We start from the raw sequence: 25,758 nt of genomic DNA on the forward strand, positions 1-25,758 counted from the left end.
CTCGTCCTCACCTCGTGGGTCGTTCGGTGGCGAGCGTGTCGAGCCACTGCAGCATCAGCGCGCTTTCGGCTTCGCTCAGCGCCGTGCGGCGGGTCCGCAGCAGTGCCGCCAGCTGCACTGCGGCGGTGAGCAGGCTCGTGTCCGCGCTGGGCGAAGCGTCGCCGGGCTCCGGCGTGAGCAACTGCCGGTGCACGGCGTCGCGCACCAGAGTGGACAGTGACGGGTCGGTGTAGGTCTCGGGCTGCGTGACGATGCTCAGCGCGACGCCGACGTTCGCCGACATGATCACCTGGGCGGCGGTCTCCGGGTCGACGCGCAGCCTGCCGGCCTCGGCGCAGCGTTCCAGGACCTGCCGCAGGATCAGCAGGGCCTCCTTCGCGGCGTCGGGGACGGCCTCGAAGCTCGGCGAGTACATCATCCGGTAGACGGTCGGGTGGGCCCTCGCGAAGGCGACGTGCGTGTCCCAGCCGTCGCGCAGGTCGGCGACCGGGTCGGTTGAGGGCTGGGCTTCGCGCTTGGTGGCCAGGTAGCGGTCGAAGCCGTAGTCGACGACGGCGCTGAGCAGGCCGTTCTTGTCTCCGAAGAGGCGGTAGAGCACGGGCGCGCCTACGCCGGCCGCCGCGCAGACGGCTCTGGTGGAGATGTCGCGGTCCGGTGAGCTGTCGAGCAGCTCCTCCGCCGCCTCCAAGATGCGTGTTCGCGTGTCCATGACGGTGAGTATAACGCTGCTAACAGAATTGGGTAGCGATGATAACGCATCGAGCATCGCCGCTGTGGCCTCGTTCGCGGTCACGCTGGGAGGACTGCCGGTGTGGGCGTTGTTCGTCGGCTGGGTCACCTGGCTGCTGCTCGCGATCGCGGCGCAGGCGTCCATCGGTCTGCTAGCGCCGGTCGTCGGACCGGTCGCGATCCCGATCACCGTGTTCGCGGTCGGCGTGATCGTCGTCGGTCTGCGCGCCCACTCGGTGTTCGGCAACCCGTCGGCCTGGTTCCTCGGGCTCGTGTCGTCGTTCGCTCTGCACGCGGAGAACGCGGCGGAGGGGCTGTTCACGCTGGTGCCCGCGATGGCGGTCGGCGCTGTGGCGGCGGTGGTCAGCAAGCGCGTAAATGATCTGCGGGTCATCGGCGGTTCGTGACACGATCGTGTCATGACAGCCAAGGACGCCGCCGTGGCAGCAGGTCGTGACCTCGGGCTCGACATCACCGAGGGCAAGGTGCTCTACGAACTGTTCTCAGTCGTGGTGCACCTTGCCCCGTCGCCTGTGGTCGCCCGCGTTCCCACCGTTCTGCCGCACACCACCACCCTCGACAGCCTGGCCAGGCGTCAGCAGCAGGAGCTCGACGTGGCGCAGTGGCTGTACGACCAGGGCACGCCGGTGATCCCGCCGAGTCCGCTCGTGCCGCGCAAGCCGGTGCAACGAGACGGGTTCTCGATCACGTTCTGGCCGTTCACCGAGGAGGACAAGGACTCGGTACCGGACTACGTCAAGAACTCCGAGCTGACCGCGGACCTGCACAAGGCCCTCAAGACCTATCCCGGCGAGCTGGACTTCCTGTCCTCAGCGGAACCGCGGTTCGTCACCGAAGCCCTCGACAGGCTCGAAAGCCGCCCGGACATCGTCGACCCCGCCGACCTCGCACGGGCCAAGAGCGAGTGGCAGGTCCTGGAACCGCTCGTCAGCGACGAAACCCGGTTCCGGCAAGCGTTTCCGGGCATCGACCTGCAGCCCGTCCACGGCGACTCGCCGCCCGCCAACATCTTCGCTGGAGTCGACGGCCCGCTGTTCTCGGACTTCGAGCTGATCACGAAAGGCCCGGTCGAGTGGGACCTGGGCGGTCTCGGCCTGGAGATGGAAGCCGCCTACGACCGCGGTGCCGCGAAGAACGGCCTGCGCCCGCTCGACAAGGATGTGTTGCGGTTCGTCAACTCCGTCGGCGCGATCAGGGTCATCGCGTACCTGTCCTGCGCGGACCAGCTGCCCGCCATGATCGAGTTCATGAAGCCGTTCATCGACCAATGGCGGGACACCGAGCCGTATCAGGCGTGAGCGACCGCGCGATCTCCCAGCCAGGCAACGACTTCCTCGGCGGGCAACGGCTCGCTGAGGAAGTACCCCTGGACGACGTCGCATCCGGCCTCGGCCAGAGCCGTCCACGTGTCCTGGTCCTCGACACCCTCGGCGACGGCCTGCAGCCCGAAGTTGCGGGCCAGGGCAACGAGAGCGTGCACGATCGCGCTGTCACCGGCGTCCGTGCACATGTGCGTGACGAACGAGCGGTCGAGCTTCATCTCGTGCACCCGCATGCTGCGCAGGTACGAGATCGACGAGTAGCCGGTGCCGAAGTCGTCGATGGACAGTCGCACACCGAGCTCGGTCAGGCCCCGCAGCACGTCCACGGCGCGGTCCGGGTCGGAGATGATCGCCGACTCGGTGATCTCCAGCGTCAGCAGGCGAGCGGGCAGCCCGTGCCGCTTGATCAACGACGACACGTCGCCGGGGAACTCGGAGTGCAGCAGGCAGGCCGCGCCCACGTTGACCGAGACCGGCACCTCCCAGCCCGCGTCCTGCCACGCCCGGCACTGCCGCAGCGCAGCGTCGATCACGTAGCGGGTCAACGGCTCGATTAGCCCGTTCTCCTCGGCGATCGGGATGAACTCGTCCGGCCGCACCAGTCCGCGGGTCGGGTGCTGCCAGCGCGCCAACGCCTCCACGCCGCACACCGCGCCGGTGTCCGCCAGCGCCTTGGGCTGGTAGTGCAGGAACAGCTCGCCGCGGTCGATCGCGTGCCGCAGCTCCGTCACGGCGGTGAGCTGGGACGCGCCGCGTTCGTGCAGGCGTGCGTCGTAGACGGCCACACCGGACTTCTCGCGCTTGGCCGCGTACATCGCGATGTCCGCGTGCCGCAACAACTCGTGGCCGTCCACGGAGTCCGTCGGGCACAGAGCGACGCCGACGCTGCCGGCGATCTCCAGTTCCAGACCCTCCAGGGTGACCGGCATGGCCAGCGCGCCGAGGATCTTCTCCGCGACCATGGTGGCGTTCGCGGCCGAACCGACGCCGGGCAGCAGCACCGCGAACTCGTCGCCGCCCAGCCGTGCCACCAGATCCGTGTCCCGGACGGCCCACGACAACCGGTTCGCCACCTGGCGCAGCAACAGGTCGCCGGAGTGGTGCCCGAGCGAGTCGTTGACCTCCTTGAACCGGTCGAGGTCCACGATCAGCAACGCCAGCTCTTCGTTCTTGCGATGGGCCTTGTTGACCGCGACCTCCATCCGGCGCGCGAGCAGTGTCCGGTTGGCCAGACCCGTCAGGGCGTCGTGGTGGGCCTCGTGCTCGTTCTTGGCGGCCTGGCGCAGGATCTTGCGGCGGTGGCCCAGCAGGACCATGCCGAACAGCGCCACCAGGAACGCGTCCAGCACGAACGCGATGATCTGGGCCAGGCGCAGCCGCGAGTTCTTCTCGTCGGCGGCACGCAGGTACTCGGTGGTGTCGAGGCGCTTGGCCCCGATCGTCGAGGAGATCTGGCGGCGCAACGACGAGTGCGCCAGCGACGCCTGGTCGGCCTGCAGCGGGTCCTGGCCGGCGATCACCTTGCGCAGGATGCCGGTGGTCTGGTCGTACAGAGGCAACAACCGCGTGGCCACCGCGATGTCGTCGCCCTGTCCGTGAGTGCGCAGCCACTCGAGCTCACCACGCGCGGAGCCGACGGAGTTCTGCAGCGGTTCGACGGTCTGCTCGGTGCGCTTGGCCTGCAGGTCGCGCAACGCGTTGTCGGCGACGTTGATGTGCTCGAGCACGCGGCTCCAGCGCTCGCTCGAGTCGTTGATCTCCCGCACGTGCGCGGTCGTGGCCTGCGCGGAGACACTGCTCCACAGCGCCAGTCCCGCGAGGACCAGCAGCCCGGCCGTCAGCCCCACCGTCGCCACTCGTGCGGTGGCGCGGCCTTCCCAGAAGCTCACCGTGCCTGCTCCAACGGTCGCACCCAGCCCGCCGGATCCTGGACGAAGCTGTCGATCTGCGCCTGGAAGAACTCCCTGCGCGCCTTTTCGGACTCCTGCCGGTGCAGGATCGTGTCGAGGTTCGCGGTGGTCACCGTCAGCCCCGGCGTCTCGACCCAGCCCTCGGGCAACGGCGCCACACCCGTGGCGTGCCGGGCGAGCAGCCAGCCCGCGACGGCGCCCTTGAGGTAGTGCTCGGGCGAGATCGTCGCCACCATCGCGCCGTCCCGCACCGCCTGCAACGTTCTCGGGTCGACCCCGAAACCGCCCACCAGCCACCTCGCCGACTTCTCGGTTCTTATCGCGGCGAGGTTGACCCCGTCGCAGTCACCGGTCCCAACGAACGCGAGTGCGTCGGGGTTCGCTGCCACGAGCCTTTGCCACGCGTCGAGGTTCGCCTCGTCGTCGCGCTGCGTGTCGAAGGGCCCCAGCACCAGTACTCCCGGTAGCTTCTCGGCGAATCGCCCCCGAATCCCGTCGGCCCGGTCGTCGAAACCGGTGAGTCCCGGAGCGGTGTTTCCCAGTACCACGGTTCCGGTCGCGTCCGAGGGCAATCGGCGCATCAACTCGTCAGCCAGCTTTTCGCCGAGTTCGTAGTTGTCGTTACCGATGTGCAGTTTCACCCCGGAACTCGCGGTGAGCCGCATGTCCACACCGACGACGGCGACGTGCTGGCTCAGCGCCTCCCCGATGGACGGTGCCATCAGCGCGGGCTCGGACGTGGCGACCGCGATTCCGCCTTTAGCGGCGAGCGTCAAATCGGCGAACAACTCGACTTCCTTGTGCCCGTCCTGGCCGGGCGGCCCGGTCACGGTGGCGCTGACGCCGCCGATGCGCCCGACGCCCTCGTGGAACCCGCTGGTCATCTCCTGCGCGAACGAGCCGCCCGTGCGCTTGACGACGAAACCCACGTGCGGCAGCGCGTCGGACTTCGCGGCGCCACCGCAGCCGGATAACAGCAACAGACCCAGCACCAGCGCCGCAGCTCGCATCTATGACCTCGGGCTCGCTCGACTGACGGTGATTGGTCTGGAGCGGCCGATGCTACATCGCATGGCACCAAATAGGGATAACGCACCCCAATACCGGGAAGCGCTTTCACGTTGCGGAACCGTCAGGCGGGTTCGTAGCCCAGGTTGGGACGCAGCCACTGCTCGACCTCGGCCAGCGGCTTGCCGAAGCGGCGTGCGTAGTCCACGACCTGGTCACGGCCGAGACGCCCGACGGTGAAGTACTTCGCGTCCGGGTGCTGGAAGATCAGGCCGCTCACGCTCGCCGCCGGGTTCATCGCGAACGACTCGGTGAGGCTGACCCCGATATCCTCCGCTGCCAGCAGGTCGAACAGCTCGCGCTTCACGGTGTGGTCCGGGCAGGCCGGGTAGCCCAATGCCGGCCTGATGCCGCGGAACTTCTCGGCGTGCAGCTCGGCGAGTTCCGGCGTCGCGTCCGGCTCGAACCAGTCGCGGCGGGCGCGCAGGTGGATCCACTCGGCGAACGCCTCGGCGAGCCGGTCTGCCAGCGCTTTCACCATGATGGCGCGGTAGTCGTCGTGCTTGGCCTCGTAGTGCGCGGCCAGCTTCTCGGCGCCCAGGATGGTGACCGCGAAGCCGCCGAGGTGGTCGCCTTCCGGTGCCACGTAGTCCGAGAGCGAGCGGTTCGGGCGTGACACCTGCTTCTTCGTCTGCTGCCGCAGCATCGGGATCAGCGTGCCGTTCTCGAGCTGGATGTCGTCACCGGCCGAATGCGCGGGCCAGAAGCCGTAGACGCCCTTTGCCTCGAAGGAACCATTGGCGATGATTTCGTCGAGCAACGTCGTCGCGTCGTCGTAGAGTTCGCGCGCGACGGGCTGCTCGAGGATCGCGGGGAACTTGCCTTTGAGCTCCCAGGCGAGGAACAGGAACGTCCAGTCGATGAACTCGCGGAGTTCGCTGATCGAAGGCGTCATCACGCGAGTGCCGGTGAATGCCGGCGTCGGCAATTCGGTGAAATCCACCTTTTCCGCGTTTGCGCGCGCGGCTTCCAGACTCAGCAACGGCAGCTGCTTGCGGTTTTCGTGCTGCTCGCGCAGTCGTGCCTGCTCGGCGCGGTTCGCGATGTTCAGCTCGTGGCTGCGCCGGTCGTCCAGCAGGTCCGACACCACGCCGACGACCCGGGACGCGTCGAGCACGTGCACGACCGGCTCGTCGTAGACCGGGGCGATCTTGACGGCGGTGTGCTGGCGGGACGTGGTGGCGCCGCCGATCAGCAGCGGCAGCTTCATGCCGCGCCGTTGCATCTCCTCGGCGACCGAGACCATCTCGTCCAGCGACGGCGTGATCAGTCCGGACAGGCCGATGACGTCGGCGTGCTCGCGGATCGCGGTGTCGAGGATCTTCGCGGCCGGGACCATCACGCCGAGGTCGATCACCTCGTAGTTGTTGCAGCCCAGCACGACGCCGACGATGTTCTTGCCGATGTCGTGGACGTCGCCCTTGACCGTGGCGAGCACGACCTTGCCGTTGCCGCCCGCCGTCGCCTTGGGCTCGGCGTCCATGTACGGCTCCAGGTACGCGACCGCGCGCTTCATCACGCGGGCGCTCTTCACCACCTGGGGCAGGAACATCTTGCCCGCGCCGAACAGGTCGCCGACGACCTTCATGCCGTCCATCAGCGGGCCCTCGATGACGTCGAGGGGACGCGGGAGGGCTTGGCGGGCCTCTTCGGTGTCCTCTTCGATGAAGTCGACGACTCCGTGCAGGATCGCGTGCTCGAGGCGCTTGCCGACCGGGGCTTCGCGCCACGACAGGTCGACCACGCGCTTCTGGCCGGGGCCCTTGACGGTCTCGGCGTGCGTGACGAGCCGGTCGGTGGCGTCCTCGCGGCGGTTGAAGATGACGTCCTCGACCAGTTCCAGCAGTTCGGGCTGGATGTCCTGGTAGACGACGAGCTGGCCGGCGTTGACGATGCCCATGTCCAGCCCGGCCTTGACGGCGTGGAACAGGAACGCGCTGTGCATGGCCTCGCGGACGACGTCGTTGCCGCGGAAGGAGAACGAGAGGTTCGAGATGCCGCCGCTGGTGCGGGCGCCCGGACATCGCCGCTTGATCAGCGGCAGCGCGTCGATGAACGCCTTGGCGTAGCCGTTGTGCTCCTCGATGCCGGTCGCGACCGCGAGGACGTTCGGGTCGAAGATGATGTCCTCGGCCGGGAAGCCCAGCTTCTGCGTCAGCAGGTCGTACGCGCGGCCGCAGATCTCGACCTTGCGCTGGGTCGTGTCGGCCTGGCCCTGCTCGTCGAACGCCATCACGACGACACCGGCGCCGTAGTCGCGGATCGTGCGGGCCTGGGCGAGGAACGGCTCCTCGCCCTCCTTGAGGCTGATCGAGTTGACGACTCCCTTGCCCTGCACGCACTTCAGGCCCGCCTGCAGCACGCCCCAGCGGGAGCTGTCGATCATCACCGGGATGCGGGCGATCTCCGGCTCGGTCGCGATCAGGTTCAGGAACGTCGTCATGGCCTGCTCGCCGTCGAGCAGGTCGGCGTCCATGTTGACGTCCAGCAGGTTCGCGCCGCCGCGGACCTGGTCCAGCGCGACCGCGAGCGCGGCCTGGTGGTCGTCGGCCTCGATCAGCCTGCGGAACTTGGCCGAGCCCGTGACGTTGGTGCGCTCACCGATCATCACGAAGCCGGTGTCGGGGCCGATCTCGAACGTCTCGAGGCCGCTGAACCTGGTGGTGTTGCGGGATTCCTTGACCTCGCGGGTCGGGAGATCCTGGACGGCGTCGGCGATCGCCTTGATGTGCGCGGGAGACGTGCCGCAGCAGCCGCCGACGACGTTGACGATGCCCGTGCCCGCGAAGTCCTTCAGCAGGGCGGCGGTCTCGTCCGGCGTCTCGTCGTAGCCGCCGAACGCGTTGGGCAGACCGGCGTTCGGGTGGCAGGCGACGTAGGTGTCCGCGAGCCGGGCGAGGTCGGTGACGTGCGGGCGCATCTCCTCGGCGCCCAGCGAGCAGTTCACGCCCACGACCAGTGGTTTCGCGTGCTCGACGGAGTTCCAGAACGCCTCGACGGTCTGGCCCGAGAGCGTGCGGCCGGACAGGTCGACGATCGTCACCGAGATCCACAGCGGCAGGTCGGGAGCGACCTCGCGGGCGGCGGTGATGGCGGCCTTGGCGTTCAGCGTGTCGAAGATCGTCTCGATGAGCAGCAGGTCGACGCCGCCCTCGTGCAGTGCGGCGATCTGCTCGGCGTAGGAGGCCTTGACCTGCTCGAACGTGACGGATCGGTACGCCGGGTCCTCGACCTTGGGGGAGAGGGAGAGCGTGACGTTGAGGGGGCCGACTGATCCGGCGACGAACTTGTTGCCGAATTCTTCGGCGGCCTGGCGGGCGATGCGGGCGCCGGCGATGTTCATGTCGCGGACGCGGTCCTGCAGCCCGTAGTCGGCCTGGCCGATGGACGTGGCGGTGAACGTGTTGGTGGTCGTGATGTCCGCGCCGGCCGCGAGGTACTGCCGGTGCACGTCGAGCACCAGGTCCGGCCGCGTGAGGTTGAGCAGGTCCGGGTCCCCGACGACGTCCATGTGGTGGCTTTCGAACTCCGCGCCGTAGTAGTCGGCGGGGGAGAGCTTGGCCTGCTGGAACATCGTGCCCCAGGCACCGTCGAGCACGACGATCCGCTGGTTCAGCAGAGACTTGAGACCATCCACGCGCGCTCCCGAAACGTCGTCGGAAGCGCCCTTGTCCGTGGTCGTGCAAGGTCGAGCGTGGCGGGTCTGGAGCCCGTTGCAGCGCTTCTCGGCCTCGGTGTGAAGGATAGCGCCAACGACCACGAGGCAGGAACCGGTCCCACTTCGTAGGATGGCGAGCGTGAGCGGAAAGCGTGCGTTGGTGCTGGGCGGCGGTGGTGTCACCGGAATCGCTTGGGAGACAGGAATTCTGCACGGACTCGCTGGTGCGGGCGTCGACCTGGCGGAAGCCGACCTGTTCGTGGGGACGTCCGCTGGGTCCGTGGTGGCCACGGAGTTGGCGGGCGGTGCACCGTTGGCTGACCTGTACGCGGGTCAGCTGTTACCGCCCGATGGGGAGATCCCGGCCCGGCTGACCCCGTGGATGCTGGTCAGGTACACGCTTTCGTACGTGATGCCGGGGTCGGCCGCGGACAAGCGCGCCCGGCTGGGGCGGGCGGCGTTGAAGGCGCGCACGCCGTCGGAGGAGTCGCGGCTCGAAGTGTTCGAGCACCGGTTGTCCACTAAGGACTGGCCGGAGCGGGCGCTGAAGGTCACCGCGGTGAACGTGGCGGACGGCAAGTTCGTGGCGTTCGACCGGGACAGCGGGGTGCCGCTGGTGCGCGCGGTGGCGTCGAGCTGCGCGGTTCCGCTGGTGTGGCCGCCGGTCACCATCGACGGGCATCGGTACATGGACGGTGGGATGCGCTCCGTGGCGAACGTCGACCTCGCGGCGGGGTACTCGCGCGTGGTGGTCGTGGCGCCGTTGACCCGTGCGATGAGCGCGGCGGCGACTCCGCAGGCGCAGGCCGCCCGGCTGGGCGTGCCGTCGATCGTGGTGAGCCCTTCGTCGGAGGCGCTGGCCGCGATCGGTCCCAACCTGCTCGATCCGGCCCGGCGCAGGCCTGCCGCCGAAGCGGGCCTGGCGCAGGCCGCGTCCGTCGCCGAGGCGGTTCGTGAAGTCTGGAACTGATCACTGTTCGATCGCGCAATAACTGGTCAGTACCTCTTGTTCGGCACGTTTTGCCTGCTTACCGTCGCCAACCACTCGCATTGGATGTTTTGTTAACCAATTGCTGGAGGCGGTTGTGGGCGGCAGAACAGCGGCGTTAGGGGCGGCCGGGCTAGTGCTCGGCCTTCTGGTGGCAGGGGTGACCAGTGCATCGGCGGCGGATCCACTGGTCTCGCAGGGCAAGGCGGTGACGGCGTCCTCGGTGGAGGGCTCCGGGTTCGAGGCGGCCAAGGCGGTCGACGGCAGCGCGTCGTCGCGCTGGGCCTCGGCCGAGGGGCACGACCCCGAGTGGCTGCGCGTCGATCTCGGCTCGGCGCACACGATCAGCCGGGTGAAGCTGAGCTGGGAGGCCGCGTACGCCAAGTCGTACCGCGTGCAGACCTCTGGTGACGGCTCGGCGTGGACCGACGTGTTCTCGACCAGCACCGGTGACGGCGGCACCGACGACTTGACCTTGTCCGGATCGGGCCGGTACGTGCGGGTCTACGGCACGGCTCGCGGCACCTCTTACGGCTACTCGTTGTGGGAGCTGGAGGTCTACGGCGTCAGCGGTGGCAACCCGCCGACCACGACCACAACGCCTCCCACGACGACGACCACCACGACCACGCCTCCCTCGGGCCTCGGTTACCCGTTCGGTAGCCGGCAGACCCCGTACGCGGCGGGAATCCTGCGCCCGTCCGGCAGCACGTCCACTTTGGACGCTACCGTGGTCGGCTACTACCAGCTCTGGAAGTCGGCGTTCCTGAGGCACAACTGCAACAGCGCCTGGTCCCAGGTGCTCGCCGCCGACGCCGACCACACCTACGTCGCCGAAGCCCAGGGCTACGGCATGGTCGTCGTCGCCACCATGGCCGGCGCCGACCCGGACGCGCGCAAGATCTTCGACGGCTTCGTGAAGTGGAAGGTCGACCACCCGTCGTCCATCGACCCCGACCTGATGGCCGCCGAGCAGGGCGACAACTGCCAGAGCATGAGCGGCGGCGACGCGGCGACGGACGGCGACATGGACGTCGCGTACGGGCTCCTGCTGGCGGACCGGCAGTGGGGCAGCACCGGCACGTACAACTACAAGCAGCTGGCCATCAAGCACATCAACGCGATCAAGCGCAGCGAGATCAACCCGTCGACCAACCTGCTGCGCCCCGGCGACTGGGCCGACTCGGGCGACCCCCGTTACTACGTGACCCGCTCCTCGGACTGGATGGCCGACCACTTCCGCGCGTTCCGCAAGGCCACCGGCGACTCCGCGTGGGACACGATCCGCACCGCCCACCAGAACCTGATCAAGACCATGCAGCAGAACTTCGCGCCGAACACCGGTCTCCTGCCCGACTTCGTGGAGCGGACGAACGGGACTCCACGCCCACCGGCCGGTGAGGTGCTGGAGGACGCGAACGACGGCAAGTACTGGTGGAACGCCTGCCGCGTGCCCTGGCGAATCGCCGCCGACGCGGCGACCAGCGGCGACACCACGTCGCTGGCGGCCGCCCGCAAGCTCAACTCGTGGGCGAAGTCCAAGTTCGGCGGCAACCCGGACAACATCCGCGTGGGCTACCAGCTCAACGGCACGCAGATCTCCAGCGACGTGTCGGAGGCCTACACCGCACCGTTCGCGGTGGCGGCGACGACCGACTCCGGCAGCCAGGCGTGGCTGGACGCGTTGTGGAACAAGATGGTGCAGACGCCGATCGGCAGCAAGGACTACTTCGCGTCGAGCATCCAGCTGCAGGTGATGATCACGGTGAGCGGCAACCACTGGGTGCCGTGAGTCGCGGGGGTTGACCCTGATCCAGGGTCAAGGTCGGAAGGTCGTCTCCGGACGACCTGCGGCTGCCCGCACCGCGAGGCGGGCAGCCGCGTCGAACCGGATGGCGAAGCTCTAGATCTCGCGGAGGAACGCGGGACCACCTTCTTCCGCATTCAGTCCTTTCTCGACGAACGCGATGTTGTGGTGGAACGAGATTCCGCTGATGTTGCGCTCCAGATAGGAACCCGAGGCCGCGGCGAGCGGACCTCGGCGTGGTTCAAGCCGTCCACAAAGGACTTGAGCATGCCCATCGAGGTACCGGGGCCGCCATCGGGGGAGCCACCCCAGCCCGGCCAGTACGCGGTCTGCAGGTCCTCGACCACGTAGAGCCCGCCGGAACGAACGTGCGGGAACAGGGCGTGGAACGAGATCCGCACGTGCTCGTTGAGATGGCTGCCGTCGTCGATGACCACGTCGAACGGCCCGAGCTCCTTGCCCAGCAGGTCGAGGAACTCCGCGTCGGACTGGTCGCCCTGAACCGCCATGATCCGCGGGCCGGAGACGTTCTTCGGCACGATGTCGAGGCCGTGCACGAGACCGCGCCGGAAGTACTGCTGCCACATCCGCAGCGACGCGCCGCCGCGGTCCGGGTCGTCGTAGCCGCCGATGCCGATCTCCAGCACCCGCACCGGTTCGTCGCGCAGCCGGGCGAAGTGGCGTTCGTAGTGCTGCGTGTACCAGTGCAGGTCGCCCCACTTGTCCGACTCGTGCGCCACGGCCAGTGCGCCGAGGTCCTGCGGGGCCGGCTTCAACGAGGACAGCAGCCCCTGCACGTTTCGCGCGATGTCCTTACGACTGCGGAACCACGCGCCCATGCCGCCCTCGTCCAGCTCAGCGGACGGGGTGCGCACCGCGAGGCTCGTCCACGACCCGGTGCCGTACAAGGTGCGGACGGCGTCGGCGAGGTCGAGTGAGACCACGACCTCGGCCGTGTCCTGCAGATGGCTGGTCGTCCGGCCGTCGAAACGCAGGTCGAGCTGGACGTCGTGCGAACCGATCTCCCGCAGGACCACGTCGGTGACGGCGGAGGGGCTGAGCCGGCGGATCGTGTCGTCGAGCAGGTCGCGGCCGGCGCCGGCGGCCTGCAGCAGAGGAGCGAGAACAGACCATCGCGCGGTGTCGAACACGGAGTCCCTCTCAGTTGACTTGAGCATGACTTGAGCGCGTCCGTCCTAGGATCGTTCCATGGGGATTCGACGCTTGTTCTGCATGATCTTGGCCGTGTTCCTGACCCTCGCCGGGACGGGAGCGGCGCACGCTGGGGAGCGGCAGTTGTTGTACTACAACCACTCCTGGGGAACGCTCGACCGCGCCACGGCCGACGCCATCGAGCACTCCACCTACATCAGGGAGTTCGCGGACTTCGAGGTCCGCACGACCACCGGCTCCGGGGGTGAGGTGTGGACCGGCCGCTATCTGCGCGGCCAGGAGACCTACCTGGAGCTCTTCGGCATCGGAGACGTCGGTGGCAAGGACGGTGAGCTGGGCTCGGCCGGTCTGGGGCTCTCGACCGAACGCGACGGCGACATCGACGCGGTGAAGGCCCGCCTGGTCGCGCAGGGCATCACGCCGATCGACTTCCTGCAGACCCGCGACTTCGGTGACCACAAGCCGGTGCCGTGGTTCGACGCGCTGTTCACCACCGATCAGTACGACAAATTCGGCGCGTGGGTCATGGAGTACCGCGAGGAGTACTTCGCCGACCCGCGCAGCAAGACAGGGCCCGCGCGGTTCCCCGGTGACGTCTCGCGTGAGCGGTACCTGCCGGAGCTCTACAAGGACAAGCTGATGCGCAACATCAGCCTGATCCGGATCGCGGTGACCGCACTCGACCTCACCTCGACCATGCCGTTGCTGCGTGCGGGCGGGTTCGCGCTGAAGACCGATCCGGGCGGTGTCACGGCCTCGAAGGGCGGCACGACGATCCGGTTCGACCAGGTCGCGTTGGGACAGACCGGGCTCAAGCGGGTCGAGTTCGAGCTGAACTGCGCGGTGCAGCGGCACGTCGAGCAGCTCGGCACCTCCACGCTGGTCGTGGGGCCCGGCAAGCGCGCGGTCTGGACTTTCTGACACAGTCGGATCATGTCGCTGGTCGGACGAGAGCGGGAAGAGGAACAGCTGGCCGCCGTGCAGGCGTCAGGTGGGTCACTGCTGGTCGTGGGTGAGCCGGGCGTCGGCAAGTCCGCGCTGCTCAGAACGCTCGACGGCCACCTGGTCGCGGGCGTCGAGGCCGAGCGGGACCTGCCCTACGCCGGACTGCACCAGGTCCTGCACCCCTTCCTCGATCTGTCCGCTTTGTCCGACGTGCGGCGCGGTGCCCTGGAGGTCGTGTTCGGACTCTCCGACGGTGCCGCGCCGCCCGTGCACCTGGTCGGACTGGCCGCGCTCGACCTTCTGACCGGGGTCGTGGTGCTGATCGACGACGCGCACTGGCTGGACCAGGCGAGCCAGGACGTGCTCGGCTTCGTCGCACGCCGGTTGACCGGCGCGGCCCTCATCGCGACGTCCCGCACACGTCTGTTCGCGGGCGTGCCCACGCTCCCTTTGGAACCGTTGGCGCCGGACGACGCCCAGGCTCTCCTCACCTCGGTCGCGCCAGGACTGGATGCCGGACGACGCGAGGAGGTGCTCGCGCAGGCCGCCGGAAACCCGTTGGCGCTGACCGAACTGCCCTTCGGCGGCAACTCGCTGGAGGAAGCGTTCGCCGCACGTGTATCGACGCTGCCGCCGCAGGAGCGCAAGGAGTTGCTTCTCGCGGCACTGGGTGGCGACGGCGAGTTCCAGCACCCGTTGATGAGGACGGCGGTCGTGCAGTCGGCCACGGCCCAGGAACGCCGCGAAGCCCACTGGCAGCTGGCCGCGACGGACGAGCCGGACCGCCGGGCGTGGCACCTGGCGGGCGCTGTCACGGGTCAGGACGAGGACGTGGCATGCCTGCTGGAACAGACCGCTGACCGGGCGCTGCGGCGTGGTGGCGCCGCAGCGGCGATCACCGCGCTGGAGAAGGCCGCGCAGGTGGGTGACACCCGCGAACGAGCCCGGCGGCTGATGCGCGCTGCCGAACTGGCGGCCGAGGCGGGCCGTCGCGACGACGTCGAGCGGATCTTGCTGGAGGTCCGCGGGCTGGACCTCACCGCACGGGAACGCGCGCTCGTGACGTGGTTGCCGAGCGCGTTCGACGACGGCGTGGGGGAGGGCGCGGCCGGACCGGGCGAACTGGCCGGACTGGCCGAGGCCGTGGTGCGCGACGGCGACATCGAGCTGGGGATGCGGATCTTCTGGAGCGTCGCGATGCGGTGCTTCTGGGTCGAGCCGGGAACGGCTGTGCGGGAGCGGATCTCGGCCGTGGCGGCGAGGCTGCCGATCGACCCGTGCGATCCGCACATGGTCGCGATGGCGGCTTACGTGAGCCCTGTGGAACGAGGTGATGCGGTCATCGCCGCCTTCCGCGAGGGAACGCCGGACGATCCGGCCACGTGTCGTCTGTTCGGCAGCGCCGCTCTCCAGGTCGGCTCGTTCGCGGACTCCGTGCGGTTTTCCGTTGCCGCACAACGAGGTCTACGCGCCCAAGGTCAGTTCGGACTGCTGGCCAGAGCCCTCGCCGTCGAGGCCTGGAGCCGGACCCGCCTCGGCGACATCGCCGCGGCCGAACCCGCGGCCGCCGAAGCCGCCGCACTCGCCGAGGAGACCCACCAGCCCTACATGCGCGGACTGGCCGCCGCCGTCCAGGCCGAGATCGCCGCTCTCAAAGGCGATTACGACGAGGCCGCCGCCAAAGCCGCCGAAGCCGAACGAATCGGTCTGGCAGCGGGCGCCCGCCCGGTCCTGGCCACCGTCCAGCTCGCCAGAAGCCTTGCCGCGCTGGGCGAAGGCCGTTACGCCGACGCGTTCGCCGCGGTCCGCCGCATCCACGACCCGGCGGACCCCGCCTACCAACTGGCTCTGCGCAGGTATGTCCTGCCGGAACTGGCGGAAGCCGCCACCCGCAGTGGTAACCAGGACGAGGCCTGCAAGATCGTCGAGGAGCTCGGCACCGCCACCAGTTCGCCGGCTCTCGCTGCCGGCCTGAGGTATGCCCGCGCGCTGCTGGCCCGCGACGAGGACGCCGAAGCTCGTTTCACCGCAGCGCTGGAAGCCGGGAGCTCGCCCTGGGATCGCGCCCGCACGCACCTGGCGTTCGGTGCCTGGCTGCGCAGGCAACGCAAAGCCACCCAGGCCAGGCCGCACCTCAAGGCGGCGGCGGAGGCGTTCGAGGCGTTCGGCACCAAGGACTGGGCAGAACGCGCCCGCGAGGAGCTGCGAGCGTCCGGCGAGTCGCGCAACGGCAACGGCGAGCTGACCGAGCACGAGCTGACCGTCGCGCGCATGGCCGCCGACGGTCTGACGAACAAGGAAATCGGTGAACGGCTGCACCTCTCGCATCGCACCGTCAGCACGCATCTGCACCGGATCTTCCCCAAATTGGGCGTGACGGCACGGGCTGAGCTCAAGGCAGCGTTGATGACGTACTCCGACACCGTCACCTGACGCTCGCGAGCGCGCGAGACACCCAATACGGTCGAGGTCATGATCAGCAGGAGGCAGTTCTCGCAGGCACTGGCCGTGGCAGGCGTGGCGGCACCGCTCGTCACCGCACCCGCGCACGCCACCGGGTCCAAGCCCGTGTGGGGTGAGATCAAGCAGGTCAGGGCAGGGCTGCTGGACGTCGGGTACGCCGAGATGGGCCCCGCCGACGGGCCGGTCACGATCCTCCTGCACGGCTGGCCGTACGACATCCACAGCTTCGCCGACGTGGCACCGGCGCTCGCGGCGAAGGGCCACCGCGTGCTCATCCCGTACCTGCGCGGCTACGGCCCCACGCGGTTCCTGCACGCGCACACCAAGCGCAACGGCCAGCCGGCCGCGGTCGCGAGCGACCTGATCGCGTTCATGGACGCCCTCAAGATCCGCAAGGCCACCCTCGCGGGGTTCGACTGGGGTGCGCGGACGGCGTGCGTGACGGCGGCGTTGTGGCCGGAGCGGGTCAAGGCGCTGGTGTCGGTCAGCGGCTACCTGATCATCAGCCTCAAGGCGAACCAGGAACCGCTCAGCCCGCAGGCCGAACTGGGGTGGTGGTACCAGTTCTACTTCGCCACCGACCGCGGCGAGAAGGGCTACACCCAGAACACCTACGAGTTCAACAAGCTCATCTGGAAGCTCGCCTCGCCGCAGTGGAACTTCGACGAGGCCACCTACGCCCGCAGCGCCACGGCCTGGAAGAACCCCGACCACGTCGCGGTCGTCATCCACAACTACCGCTGGCGGCTGCAGCTCGCGGAGGGTGAGCACCGCTACGACGGGCTGGAGCGCAAGCTGCAGACCAGGCCGGTGATCACCGTGCCGACGATCACGATCGCCAGCGACTTCGACGGCCCGAACAAGCCCGGCACGGGCTACCGCGACCGGTTCACCGGGCCTTACGAGCACCGGATCCTCGACGGCATCGGCCACAACGTTCCACAGGAGGCGCCCGAGGCGTTCACCCGCGCGGTGCTGGACGTCTGAACGCCGCCGTCAGCTCCGGGAAGCACAGCACCTGACCGCGCGGGCCGAACACCGCGCGTTCAGGTGCCACCACGCGGAAGTCGGTCTGCACGACCATGGCCAGCACCGTGCGCAGTTCGAGCATCGCGAGGTCGGCTCCCAGGCACCTGCGCGTACCGCCGCCGAACGGCAGGTACTGCGACGCGGGAAACCGGTGCCCGACAAAGCGTTCCGGGCAGAACTCCAGCGGCCGGGTGAACACCTCGGGGTTGCGGTGCGCGGCGTAGATGCACGGCGTCAGGCGTTTTCCCTCCAGCACCCGATTGCCCGCGATGACGGCAGGGGGCGAGATCCGCAGCACCTCACGGCAGACCGCGTCCAGCAGAGGCCCGTCCGGCTCGTCCCGCAGATCCGCGAGCACGCCAGGTGACCGGTCGAGCCAGTAGAGCGCCGACGTCAACGCCGACGCGGTCGTCTCGTGCCCGGCGAACAACAGCGACACCAGCTGGTCGGCCCGGTCGGAGTCGGAGAGATCACCGACGTCCAGGCCGGACGGGAACGACAGCACCAGCCGGCGCAGCTCTTCCCGTTCCCGCAGGAAGTTCCGCCACGCGGGCACGCTGGAGAACCTCAGGTAGCGGTAGACCAACGCCCGCCGCCTGTTGCCCAGAGCCGAGTCCACCCAGGCGGCGAACGAGGACAGGAACTCGTCGCGGGTCTCGCCGAACAAGATCCGGGAGATGATGCGCAACGTCAGCTTCCGCGTCCACGACGGCAGGTCGACCACTCCGGGGGCCAGCGCGGCTGCGGTCTCCGCGGCGATCACCGGTTGCCAGGCCGCCAGCGCGCGGCCACGCAGCTGCGGCCCGATGACCTGCCGGTGCGACGTGTGCGCCGGGCCGTTCGCGAACAGCAGGGAGTGCTTGCCCACCAACGGTTCCAGCGTGCTCGACCCGTCCACGCGCATCTGGTGCTCGGTGCGGAAGATCTCGCCGACGCGCGACGGTTCCCACACCAGCTCCTGGTCGGCTCCCAACGCCAGCGAACCGGCGCCGATGCAGGAGTCCAGCAGCGGCAACGGGTCCAGCCTGAACCGCCAGGCCCGGATCACGTCGCCCGCTCGGAGATCAACCGCAACGCCGCCAGCCGTGCCGCTCGCACGACCGCGATCGGCGTGTAGAGGTCCTTGTCGTGCCACAGCGGCGGATGCTCGTCGGTCGCCCGCAGGAACCCCGCCGCCCACGACGCCGCCTGCCGCGCCCGTCCATTCTCGGGCGCGCACAACAACAGCAGCAACACCGAGTACGCCGTCTCCTCGGCCGTGCCGCTCCAACGTCCCCACGAGCCGTCCAGACGCTGCGAGTTCAGCACCCACTCGACCGCCCGCGACACCATCGGCGAACGTCCACCGGTGCGGAAAAGCGCCTGCGCACAGCACAGAGTCGCGTAGTAGGGCGAGGCGTGCCACTTGTCCCACCAGCTGCCGTTCGCTGCCTGCGCGAAAGCCAGATAGGAGGTGATCTTCGCGATCGCCGCACCGATGCGCGGCTGGCCCGTGTAGTAGGCGCCGAACACGTCGAGGATGTGCGCGTTGGTGCTGGTGGACGGCGTCTGCTCGTCCGGGAAGCACACGAAGTGGTCTTCGCCCTCGTAGTCCCACAGCACGTCGACCGGACCCGGCGCGCCCAGCTTGGCCAGCGCGTACAGCACCCCGGCCGTGTCGTCGGAGTCCGCGGGAAGCCCGGTGCCGGCTGGCGCACCGGAGGGACCCACCGCGGCGGTCAGGCGTTCGGTGAGGCCGGAGACCGTCAGCCCGGCGTCGGCGAGCAGCGCGACCACCCACGCGGGTTCGAACACGTTGATGCACGAGATGCCCCGGACCGCGCCCTTGTCGAGCGACTGCAGGTGCTCCAGGACGGCCACGGCCTCGTGCTCGGTCCGTTCACCCAGCCAGGCGGCCGTGGCAGCCGCCGAACCGCACACGATCCCGTTGACCGGCCGCACCACGGCAGCTCGCAGGGCGTCGCCGCCCAGAGCCTCCAGCGAATGCCAGGCCTTCTCCGGAATGGGTTGTCCACTTCGGACTCGTGAGCGCAGGCCCATCAGCATCCGGTAGTCCAGGTTGCCCGGCAGGTCGACGCCGATCGACCCGGCGAGCCACGGCACGACCAGCTCGACGGCGATCGTGTCCGGAATGGACAGCCGGGGCTGCCGCAACACCGCCATCCCGCGCTCGACGGCCCGCCGCACCGGCTCGGGATCGGCGGCTTCCTCGCGGCGCAGCACCGCGGACAACGCCTCGACCGCGCTCAACGTCGGCACGAACTCGTATCCGTCCGGCGCGCCCCAGCTGCCGTCGGCGTTCTGCGCGGTCAGCACGAACTCGAGGCGTTCGGCGTGCCCGTCCAGCCACGGCGCCGACGCGAGCAGCCGCGCCGTCTCGTACACGGAGGGGGAGACCTGGCCGAGAGGGTCTGCGCACACGGCGGCGACGAGGTCGGCCACCGCGCGGTCGTCGTGGTCGGTCCAGCAGGTGGGCATTCGAGACTCCTTCGGGAAGCTCCTGTCGCACCATAGGAATCCGGGGCCCTGACGGAAGTTTCGAGACGCGAGGTGTGGCCGATCAGCCACATCCGGTCTCAGTTCGCGGGAGCAGATCGCGCCCACTCCCTGACCACGAGCCGCGTGCCGCCGGCGTTCGGCTTCAGCACGAACGACAGCTTCGGCTTCACCACCACGCCCGGCTCCCGCACCAGCGTCCACTTCCGCAGCACCGCCACCATCACGGTCAGCATCTCGATCTGCGCGAACCGTTCCCCGGCGCAGCTGCGGATCCCGGCGCCGAACGGGAAGAACTCGACCGGCACCGGGTCGAACGCGCGGTCCGGGTCGAACCGGCCGGGTTCCGGGTAGCGCGCGGGATCCCGTTGCGCGGCATAGGGCGAGAAGATCACCGTGCGGCCGGCCGGAATCCGGTGGCCGGCGATCGACGTGTCGACGAGAGCCCGGCGCGTCACCACGTACAGCGGCGGGTACAGCCGCAACGTCTCGCGGATCACGCGGCTGAGCAGGTCGAGCCGCGGCAGGTCGTCGAAGGTCAGCTCCCGGTCGCCCAGCACGCCGTCGATCTCGCGCTGCACCCGGCGCTGGACGGACGGGTGTTCGGCGAGCAGCAGGAACACCCAGCGCAGAGCCTGGGCCGTGGTCTCGATGCCCGCCTGCGCCATGGCGACGGCCTCGTCCCGCAGTTGCGCGGCCGGCATGTCGGTGGCGGAGAGCAGTGTCGACAACAGGTCCGCGCGTGCGGGCGGGGACTGCTGGTACTGCTCGATGAAGCCGGACACCAGCTCGTGGGTGCGGGCGACGGCGTGGTCGAACGCGCGGTTGGCCCGCAGCGGCAGCTTTCCGAGCAGGCCGGTCGGATCGAGGATGCGCAGAACGACGCCGTTGTCCAACGCCTCGACCATCTCGACGAGCTCGATCGCGGCGGACTCGGAGGTGTCGAACAACGTCCGGCAGGCGATCAGGGCGACCGTCTTGCGCACCTCGGTGTAGGTGTCGGTCCGCGCGGTCCACGACGAGACGTCCCGATCGGCGCACGCGAGCATGATGTCGAAGTACTCGCGCAGCCGGGCCTGGGCGAAGGCCGGGAGGATCGCCTTGCGCTGGTTGCGGTGGAACGAGCCGGCCGAGCAGGGCAGGCTGTTGCCGATGACGATCTTCGCGCGGTCGAACTGCACGCCCTTGTCGTAGTCGGCGTGCCGTTCGACGAGCAGTTCGCGCAACGCCTCGGCGCCGCCCACGTAATAGGCCCGGCCAAGGCGGACCACGTCGCCGCGTTTCTGCAGCGACTGGAGAAAGCGGAGAGGCAGCGTCACGGGATCAGGGTTGGCGTCCGGGAGCGGGAGCGCAACGCCGTGTGGCCGAAGGATTAGTCCAATCGGTACTACCGTTGCGGCATGCGCGACTGGGTGCGGGTGCACCGGCTCGAGTACCCGTTCCCGGTGATCTACCTGTGTCACGCGCTGTGGGGTGCGTCGTTCGCGGCCACCACGCCCGCGGATCTGATCAAGATCCAGACGATCATCGCCGTCGTGGCCAACCTGATTCCGCTTGTCGCGCAGAACCTGCTCAACGGCGCGCTCGACGTCGAGGCCGACAGCCGCACGCCGGGCAAGGGCGGCATCGCCACTGCCACCCTGAACCTCGGCCGCACCAAGGTGATCACGGTGGCGTTCGCCGAGATGGCCGTCGCGCTCGGGCTCGCGTCGCTCGTCAACGTCGTGTGCTTCACGGCGGTGGCGCTCGGCGTGCTCATCGAACTGGCCTACAACCTCGAACCCGTGCGTCTCAAACGGCGCGGCGTGCTCAACCCGATCTTCCTCGGCATCCACTTCTCGTTGCTGCCGTGCATCGGCACGTATGCCGCGCTGCGCAACGACTTTCCGATCGTGATCTTCGGCGGCATCACGTTGCTGCTGATCGCCCGCGCGCTGTGGTGGTCGGTGCCGGATCTGCGCGCGGACGAGGCATCCGGCGACAGGCCACTCGCGGTCCGGCACGGCGCCCGGACGGCGTGGCTGACCGCCTGCGCCATCACGGCGGCCGGGCTCCTGGCGATCGGCGCCGGGCTGTGGTGGCGCCACGGCCCGGCGTGGGCGATCGGCGTGACGCTCGTGTGCTCGATGTTCCTGGTGGACAAGCTGGTCGTGCTCCGCGGACTCAGCGACACCCGGCTACCACACGAGAAACGGCTGCGCCGAGTGTCGCTGAGCTTCGTCCTGGTGGCGGACGTGACGTTGGTGCTGACCCCGCTTATCGCTGGGTAGCGAGCCGGTAAGCCGCCGAGCCGATCAGCTCCAGCGAGACCTGCAGGCGTTCCAGGCTGATGTTGTCGCGGATCGTGTCCTCTGGCGTGTGGTAGATCGGTTCGAGCTGCGCAGGCCCGCCCTCGCCGCGCCAGCTGAAGTTGGCCGACGCCATGCCTTTCTCGTGGAACGGCACGTGGTCGCTCGACCCGCGCGCCACCGGTCCGTGCACCCGCGGGTCGTAGCCGAGCCGCTGAGCCGCCGCCCGGACCTGCTGGGTGGTGGTGTTGTCCGCGCCGTCCACGGACAGCAGCCAGTACGCCGTCGCGGGGTCGTGGCTGGTGGCCACCATGTCGTTCTGGAACACGCCCTTGATCCGCGCGATCTCCTCAGCCGACAGTTGCGAGACGTAGTGCCGCGACCCGAGCAGCCCCTGCTCCTCCGAACCCCACAACGCGAACCGCAAAGCCTTGTGCGTCGGCAGATAACGCAACACCCGCGCCAGCTCCAGGCACAGCACGGTGCCGCTGCCGTCGTCGTTTGCACCCGGCGAACCCGGCACGCTGTCGTAGTGCGCGGTCACCATGACGACCCCGTTGTCCCGCCAGGGGAACGTCGCCGGCCGCTCCGCGATCACGTTGTACGAAGTCAGGTTCGGGTGGTGCGTGGTGCTGATCGTCAGCTGCCCTGAGCCCTGAGCGCGCAACTTCTCCGTGTGCACCTGGGCAAGGCCGACCACCGGCACGGTGACGTCGCGGTCGAGGGCGGGGGAGAACGCGCTGGACTTGTTCGCGGTGGAGGAGATCCGGCCCAGAACCACCGCCACGGCACCGCGTTCGATCGCCGCGTGCACGTGCGCGGAACCAGCCGGCGCGTTGACGTAGAAGGCGATCTTGCCCGTCAGGTCCGGCAACTGGCCGTCCACGACCTCGATGAACGGTGCCGTCACGGTCACGCCGAGGGAGCCGAACCGCGAGGCGCCTGCCTGCCACTGACCGATCTGGGCGAGGTACTTGTCCGGCACGGTGAACGGCTGCGTGGACACCTGGTAGCGCAACGACCTGAGCTCCCGCACGAGGTAGTCGCGGGCCCGGTGCTCGGACTCGGTACCGCCGATCCGCGGCCCGATCCGGTCACTCAGCACCTTGAGGTGTTCCAGCGCCTTGCGCGCCCGAACCCGTGCCACGACGGGGTAGTCACCGAGGTCGAGGTCCGGCAGGGTCGCCGCACCCGGCCTCTGCCCGGTGGCCGCGAGCGCGCTCGCGGGGTTGGCCACCACGGCGGCGACCCCGGCCGCCGCGGCGAGGAAGTCACGTCTGCGCATTCGTCCCCCATCTCCGAAGTACCAGCCGAACGTAGGCAGGCGCGTCGGTGGGGGACAACCGACTTGTGGCTGGTTACGCCGCCGACAACACGGTGACGTCCTCGATCAGGTCCACGCTGGAGTCGGCATGGCCGAGCACGGCGTCCTGCACCTGCCTGCGCGCGTCCGACCGCGCCCTGTCCAGGCACGCCATCAGATGCGCGGACAGCACCGCCGGTTCGAGGTCTCGCACGGCCGGGGTGAGCGCGATGCCCGTCGTCACACCGTTCGCGTCCACGGTCACGGTGACGCCACCCCGCGTCGCCTCGCCGCTGATCGCCGCGAGCAGGCGGACCAGGTCGAGGTAGCGCCGCCGTTCGCGCTCCACGGCGGCGGCCCGGCGTTCCTCCCACCACTGCAGCCGGGTGCGCAGCAACGCCTGTGCGGCCGCCGGATCCGGCACCGGGACCGCCCACGACCCCGACTCGGTGTGCAGTACGAGACCACGCACCTCGGTGGTCACGTGCTCGATCCGCGCGAACGAGACCCCGGCGTCGACTCGCGCACCGTGGCGGGTCGTCCAGTCGACGCGGTCGGTGCCGATCACCACCCGCGTGCCCGGACCGGTCAGCACCAGCGGAAACGCGGTCGACCCGAGTTCGATCACGGGAACGGCGAGCAGGGAGCGCCTGGCCAGCCGGGCGAGCGCCCCGGCCGACCCGGCACCGAGCACGCCGGCCGCGCACAACGCCTTCACCGCCAGCGCCGCGCCGGGGTTGAGCCGCAACGCGATGCCCGCGCCCGGCAGCACGCCGAGAACCACCTGTGCGCCGGTCATCAGGACGGTGGCGGGCAACCACGAGTACGGGTCGGTCAACCCGTTGCGGCGCAACCAGGTCAGCAGCACCCACGCGCAGGCCGCGGCGGCGACCGCCGGAATCGCCGACCACCACGGCATGACCCGCAGCCCGGCCGAGGTCATCCCGGCGAGCACGATGCAGACGAAGCCGATCGTGACGGGCAGCACACCGGCCGAGAGCAGCAGCAACGTCCTGGCGCGGCGCCACCGCGAGGCGAGCGCGTGCACGACCTGGGGATCGTTGGCCAGAGGAATGGCTTGAGGAAGGAGTGTCATCTGCGCGCCCCTCGTCAGCTCTCCGCCGCCACCAGCTGTGACGTGCGGGCCGACCAGGCTTCCCGGCGCACCAGACATCAATATGACGTAAAAGTCCAGGTCACGCAACCCTCCGTCCACAGTGGACGGAGGGTTGCGGTCCGGTCAGGCGGTCTTCGCGCGGCGGCCGAGTACCGCGTCGACCACCAGGAACACGACGAGACTGATGCCCAGCAACGGCACGAACCAGCCCACCACGACCGCGCCGGCACCGAGGCCCGCTAACGCGACCGGCGGGGCCTTCCGCCACTGGCCGCGCGGCGTCGGACGGCCGAAGCCGCGGGTCGGCCTGCGCTTCCACCACATCCGGTAGCCGAGCACGACCAGTGCGACCAGTCCGCCGCCGATCAACAGCAGAACCAGCTGGTTGGGCCACCCGAACAGCACGCCCATGTGCGCGTCGATGCCCCACCTGGTCAGCTTCGCGGCCAACGGGTAGTCGGCGAACTTCACCGAACTGACGACCTCGTCACCGTGCACCGCGACCGCGTCGACCTGCGTGGGCCAGCCGCGGCCGATCTCGGTGACCTTCCACGCGCCGCCCGGCGTCGCGGGCAGGCCGATCTCGACGGGCTTGGCGTCGATGCCCGCCAGCCGCGCGATGCCGAGGACGTTGTCGACATCGCCGTGACCACCGGCGGCCGGGGTGCTCGAGCCGTGCTCGCTGTGCTCGCCCGTTCCGGGCATCTTGAGCTGGGGCGTCGTCCAGCCGAGCGACTGGCGCAGCGTGCCGATGTTCTCACCCGCGTAGGCCGACCACGTGAGGCCCGTGGCGGACAGGAACAGCGCTCCGGCCAACACCCACACACCGATCAGACCGTGCGTGCGGATCCGCTTGCTGTTGCGCGCCCTGGTGATCCACAACACGAGGCCGCCCAACGCGACGACCCACAACCACGACGCGGCGAGCTCGCTGTAGAGGCGGCCGGGTTCGCCGAGCATCAGGTTGCGGTGCAGCTGGTCCAGCGTGGTTCGCAACGGCAACACGCCGCTGGTGCCGTAGACGACGAGGTCACCGGTGACACGACCGGTGCCGGGATCGACGAACACCGCACGTCGTTCGGACTCGCCGAGGCCCTTCTCGGCGAACAGGACGCGTGTGGTGTCACCGGGTTCGGGAGCGGGCCGGACGGCGACCAGCGATCCGCCGGGCGAGGTCGCGAGCGCGGCATCCACCTGCTGGGAGAGCGGGAGTTGCTGCGAGGAAACAGGAACGCGGAGCTGATCGGAGTAGACCCACGACTCCAGCTGCGGAGTGAGGGCGTACAGGACGCCGGTCAGCGCGGCGACCAGGACGAACGGGCCGACGAGAACGCCGGCGTAGAAGTGCAGGCGCAGGAAGAGTCCCCGCCACGCGAACGATGTGCGTGACGGAGCGGCTGTGGTGGACATACCAGTGGCTCCAATGGGCGTGAACAGGTGC

The 25,758-nt window shown here is 69.3% G+C and carries 19 protein-coding genes; 8 read left to right on the forward strand and 11 right to left on the reverse strand.

Features of this window, described 5'->3' with window-relative positions; all coding sequences use genetic code 11:
* Positions 1–7: 7 nt before the first annotated feature.
* On the reverse strand, positions 8–709 hold the full coding sequence (locus ABZ345_RS12920; protein WP_359846556.1) for a TetR/AcrR family transcriptional regulator: 702 nt from the start codon (positions 707–709) through the stop codon (positions 8–10).
* 64 nt (positions 710–773) lie between these two features.
* Here ABZ345_RS12920 and ABZ345_RS12925 point away from each other — a divergent pair, with 64 nt between their 5' ends.
* Together ABZ345_RS12925 and ABZ345_RS12930 are read left to right on the forward strand one after the other, a co-directional pair.
* The gene (locus ABZ345_RS12925; protein ID WP_359846559.1) at positions 774–1,136 is read left to right on the forward strand and encodes a DUF1097 family protein; all 363 of its coding nucleotides are present in this window, start codon (positions 774–776) and stop codon (positions 1,134–1,136) included.
* A gap of 12 nt (positions 1,137–1,148) precedes the next feature.
* Entirely contained in the window at positions 1,149–2,048 is a 900-nt protein-coding gene (locus ABZ345_RS12930; protein WP_359846562.1) for an aminoglycoside phosphotransferase family protein, read from the forward strand.
* Here ABZ345_RS12930 and ABZ345_RS12935 read toward each other — a convergent pair.
* The 3 genes from ABZ345_RS12935 to metH form a co-directional block, all read right to left on the reverse strand.
* On the reverse strand, positions 2,039–3,961 hold the full coding sequence (locus ABZ345_RS12935) for a bifunctional diguanylate cyclase/phosphodiesterase (protein WP_359846565.1): 1,923 nt from the start codon (positions 3,959–3,961) through the stop codon (positions 2,039–2,041). The genes ABZ345_RS12930 and ABZ345_RS12935 overlap by 10 nt on opposite strands.
* A complete protein-coding gene (locus ABZ345_RS12940; RefSeq protein ID WP_359846568.1) occupies positions 3,958–4,992 on the reverse strand; it encodes a sugar ABC transporter substrate-binding protein in 1,035 nt (344 codons plus the stop codon). Before ABZ345_RS12940 ends, ABZ345_RS12935 begins: the two co-directional genes overlap by 4 nt.
* 122 nt (positions 4,993–5,114) lie before the next feature.
* Positions 5,115–8,687, reverse strand: coding sequence for a methionine synthase (metH, locus tag ABZ345_RS12945; protein WP_359846571.1), 3,573 nt, complete (start codon positions 8,685–8,687; stop codon positions 5,115–5,117).
* A 160-nt stretch (positions 8,688–8,847) separates the two neighbouring features.
* Here metH and ABZ345_RS12950 point away from each other — a divergent pair, with 160 nt between their 5' ends.
* The gene (locus ABZ345_RS12950) at positions 8,848–9,678 is read left to right on the forward strand and encodes a patatin-like phospholipase family protein (protein WP_359846574.1); all 831 of its coding nucleotides are present in this window, start codon (positions 8,848–8,850) and stop codon (positions 9,676–9,678) included.
* A 178-nt stretch (positions 9,679–9,856) separates the two neighbouring features.
* Positions 9,857–11,488, forward strand: coding sequence for a glycosyl hydrolase family 8 (locus ABZ345_RS12955; protein ID WP_359846578.1), 1,632 nt, complete (start codon positions 9,857–9,859; stop codon positions 11,486–11,488).
* A 152-nt stretch (positions 11,489–11,640) separates the two neighbouring features.
* Here the strand turns inward: ABZ345_RS12955 and ABZ345_RS12960 are convergent, their stop codons facing one another.
* Positions 11,641–12,681 carry a class I SAM-dependent methyltransferase gene (locus ABZ345_RS12960; RefSeq protein WP_359846581.1) on the reverse strand — a complete coding sequence of 347 codons (1,041 nt, stop codon included), beginning with the start codon at positions 12,679–12,681 and terminating at the stop codon, positions 11,641–11,643.
* Positions 12,682–12,712: 31 nt separating this feature from the next.
* Here ABZ345_RS12960 and ABZ345_RS12965 point away from each other — a divergent pair, with 31 nt between their 5' ends.
* The 3 genes from ABZ345_RS12965 to ABZ345_RS12975 are packed head-to-tail and all read left to right on the forward strand — an operon-like array spanning position 12,713 to position 17,071.
* Complete coding sequence (locus ABZ345_RS12965) at positions 12,713–13,597, forward strand: DUF5829 family protein (protein WP_359846584.1); 885 nt, start codon at positions 12,713–12,715, stop codon at positions 13,595–13,597.
* Positions 13,598–13,609: 12 nt separating this feature from the next.
* Positions 13,610–16,054, forward strand: coding sequence for a LuxR C-terminal-related transcriptional regulator (locus ABZ345_RS12970; RefSeq protein WP_359846587.1), 2,445 nt, complete (start codon positions 13,610–13,612; stop codon positions 16,052–16,054).
* Between the two features lie 39 nt (positions 16,055–16,093).
* Entirely contained in the window at positions 16,094–17,071 is a 978-nt protein-coding gene (locus ABZ345_RS12975) for an alpha/beta hydrolase (RefSeq protein WP_359846590.1), read from the forward strand.
* Here ABZ345_RS12975 and ABZ345_RS12980 read toward each other — a convergent pair.
* From ABZ345_RS12980 to ABZ345_RS12990, 3 genes are all read right to left on the reverse strand, one after another.
* Entirely contained in the window at positions 17,046–18,161 is a 1,116-nt protein-coding gene (locus ABZ345_RS12980) for a cytochrome P450 (RefSeq protein ID WP_359846593.1), read from the reverse strand. The genes ABZ345_RS12975 and ABZ345_RS12980 overlap by 26 nt on opposite strands.
* Positions 18,158–19,591 (reverse strand): prenyltransferase/squalene oxidase repeat-containing protein, encoded by a 1,434-nt coding sequence (locus tag ABZ345_RS12985; RefSeq protein WP_359846596.1) that lies wholly within the window; start codon positions 19,589–19,591, stop codon positions 18,158–18,160. Before ABZ345_RS12985 ends, ABZ345_RS12980 begins: the two co-directional genes overlap by 4 nt.
* 98 nt (positions 19,592–19,689) lie before the next feature.
* Positions 19,690–20,928 (reverse strand): cytochrome P450, encoded by a 1,239-nt coding sequence (locus ABZ345_RS12990; RefSeq protein WP_359846599.1) that lies wholly within the window; start codon positions 20,926–20,928, stop codon positions 19,690–19,692.
* A gap of 81 nt (positions 20,929–21,009) precedes the next feature.
* On the opposite strand from ABZ345_RS12990, the gene ABZ345_RS12995 reads away from it, so the two are divergent.
* A complete protein-coding gene (locus tag ABZ345_RS12995) occupies positions 21,010–21,879 on the forward strand; it encodes a UbiA family prenyltransferase (RefSeq protein ID WP_359846601.1) in 870 nt (289 codons plus the stop codon).
* Here the strand turns inward: ABZ345_RS12995 and ABZ345_RS13000 are convergent.
* The 3 genes from ABZ345_RS13000 to ABZ345_RS13010 all read right to left on the reverse strand — a co-directional run bounded on the left by ABZ345_RS13000 (position 21,866) and on the right by ABZ345_RS13010 (position 25,727).
* Complete coding sequence (locus ABZ345_RS13000; protein ID WP_359846603.1) at positions 21,866–23,182, reverse strand: M28 family peptidase; 1,317 nt, start codon at positions 23,180–23,182, stop codon at positions 21,866–21,868. The two genes, ABZ345_RS12995 and ABZ345_RS13000, sit on opposite strands and share 14 nt — an antisense overlap.
* A gap of 73 nt (positions 23,183–23,255) precedes the next feature.
* A complete protein-coding gene (locus ABZ345_RS13005) occupies positions 23,256–24,296 on the reverse strand; it encodes a YbaB/EbfC family nucleoid-associated protein (RefSeq protein WP_359846606.1) in 1,041 nt (346 codons plus the stop codon).
* Positions 24,297–24,440: 144 nt separating this feature from the next.
* Positions 24,441–25,727: a PepSY domain-containing protein gene (locus ABZ345_RS13010; protein WP_359846608.1), complete on the reverse strand. Its 1,287-nt coding sequence runs from the start codon at positions 25,725–25,727 to the stop codon at positions 24,441–24,443.
* Positions 25,728–25,758 lie beyond the last annotated feature (31 nt).

The organism is Lentzea sp. NPDC005914 (genome assembly GCF_040629405.1).
Lineage (GTDB): Bacteria > Actinomycetota > Actinomycetes > Mycobacteriales > Pseudonocardiaceae > Lentzea.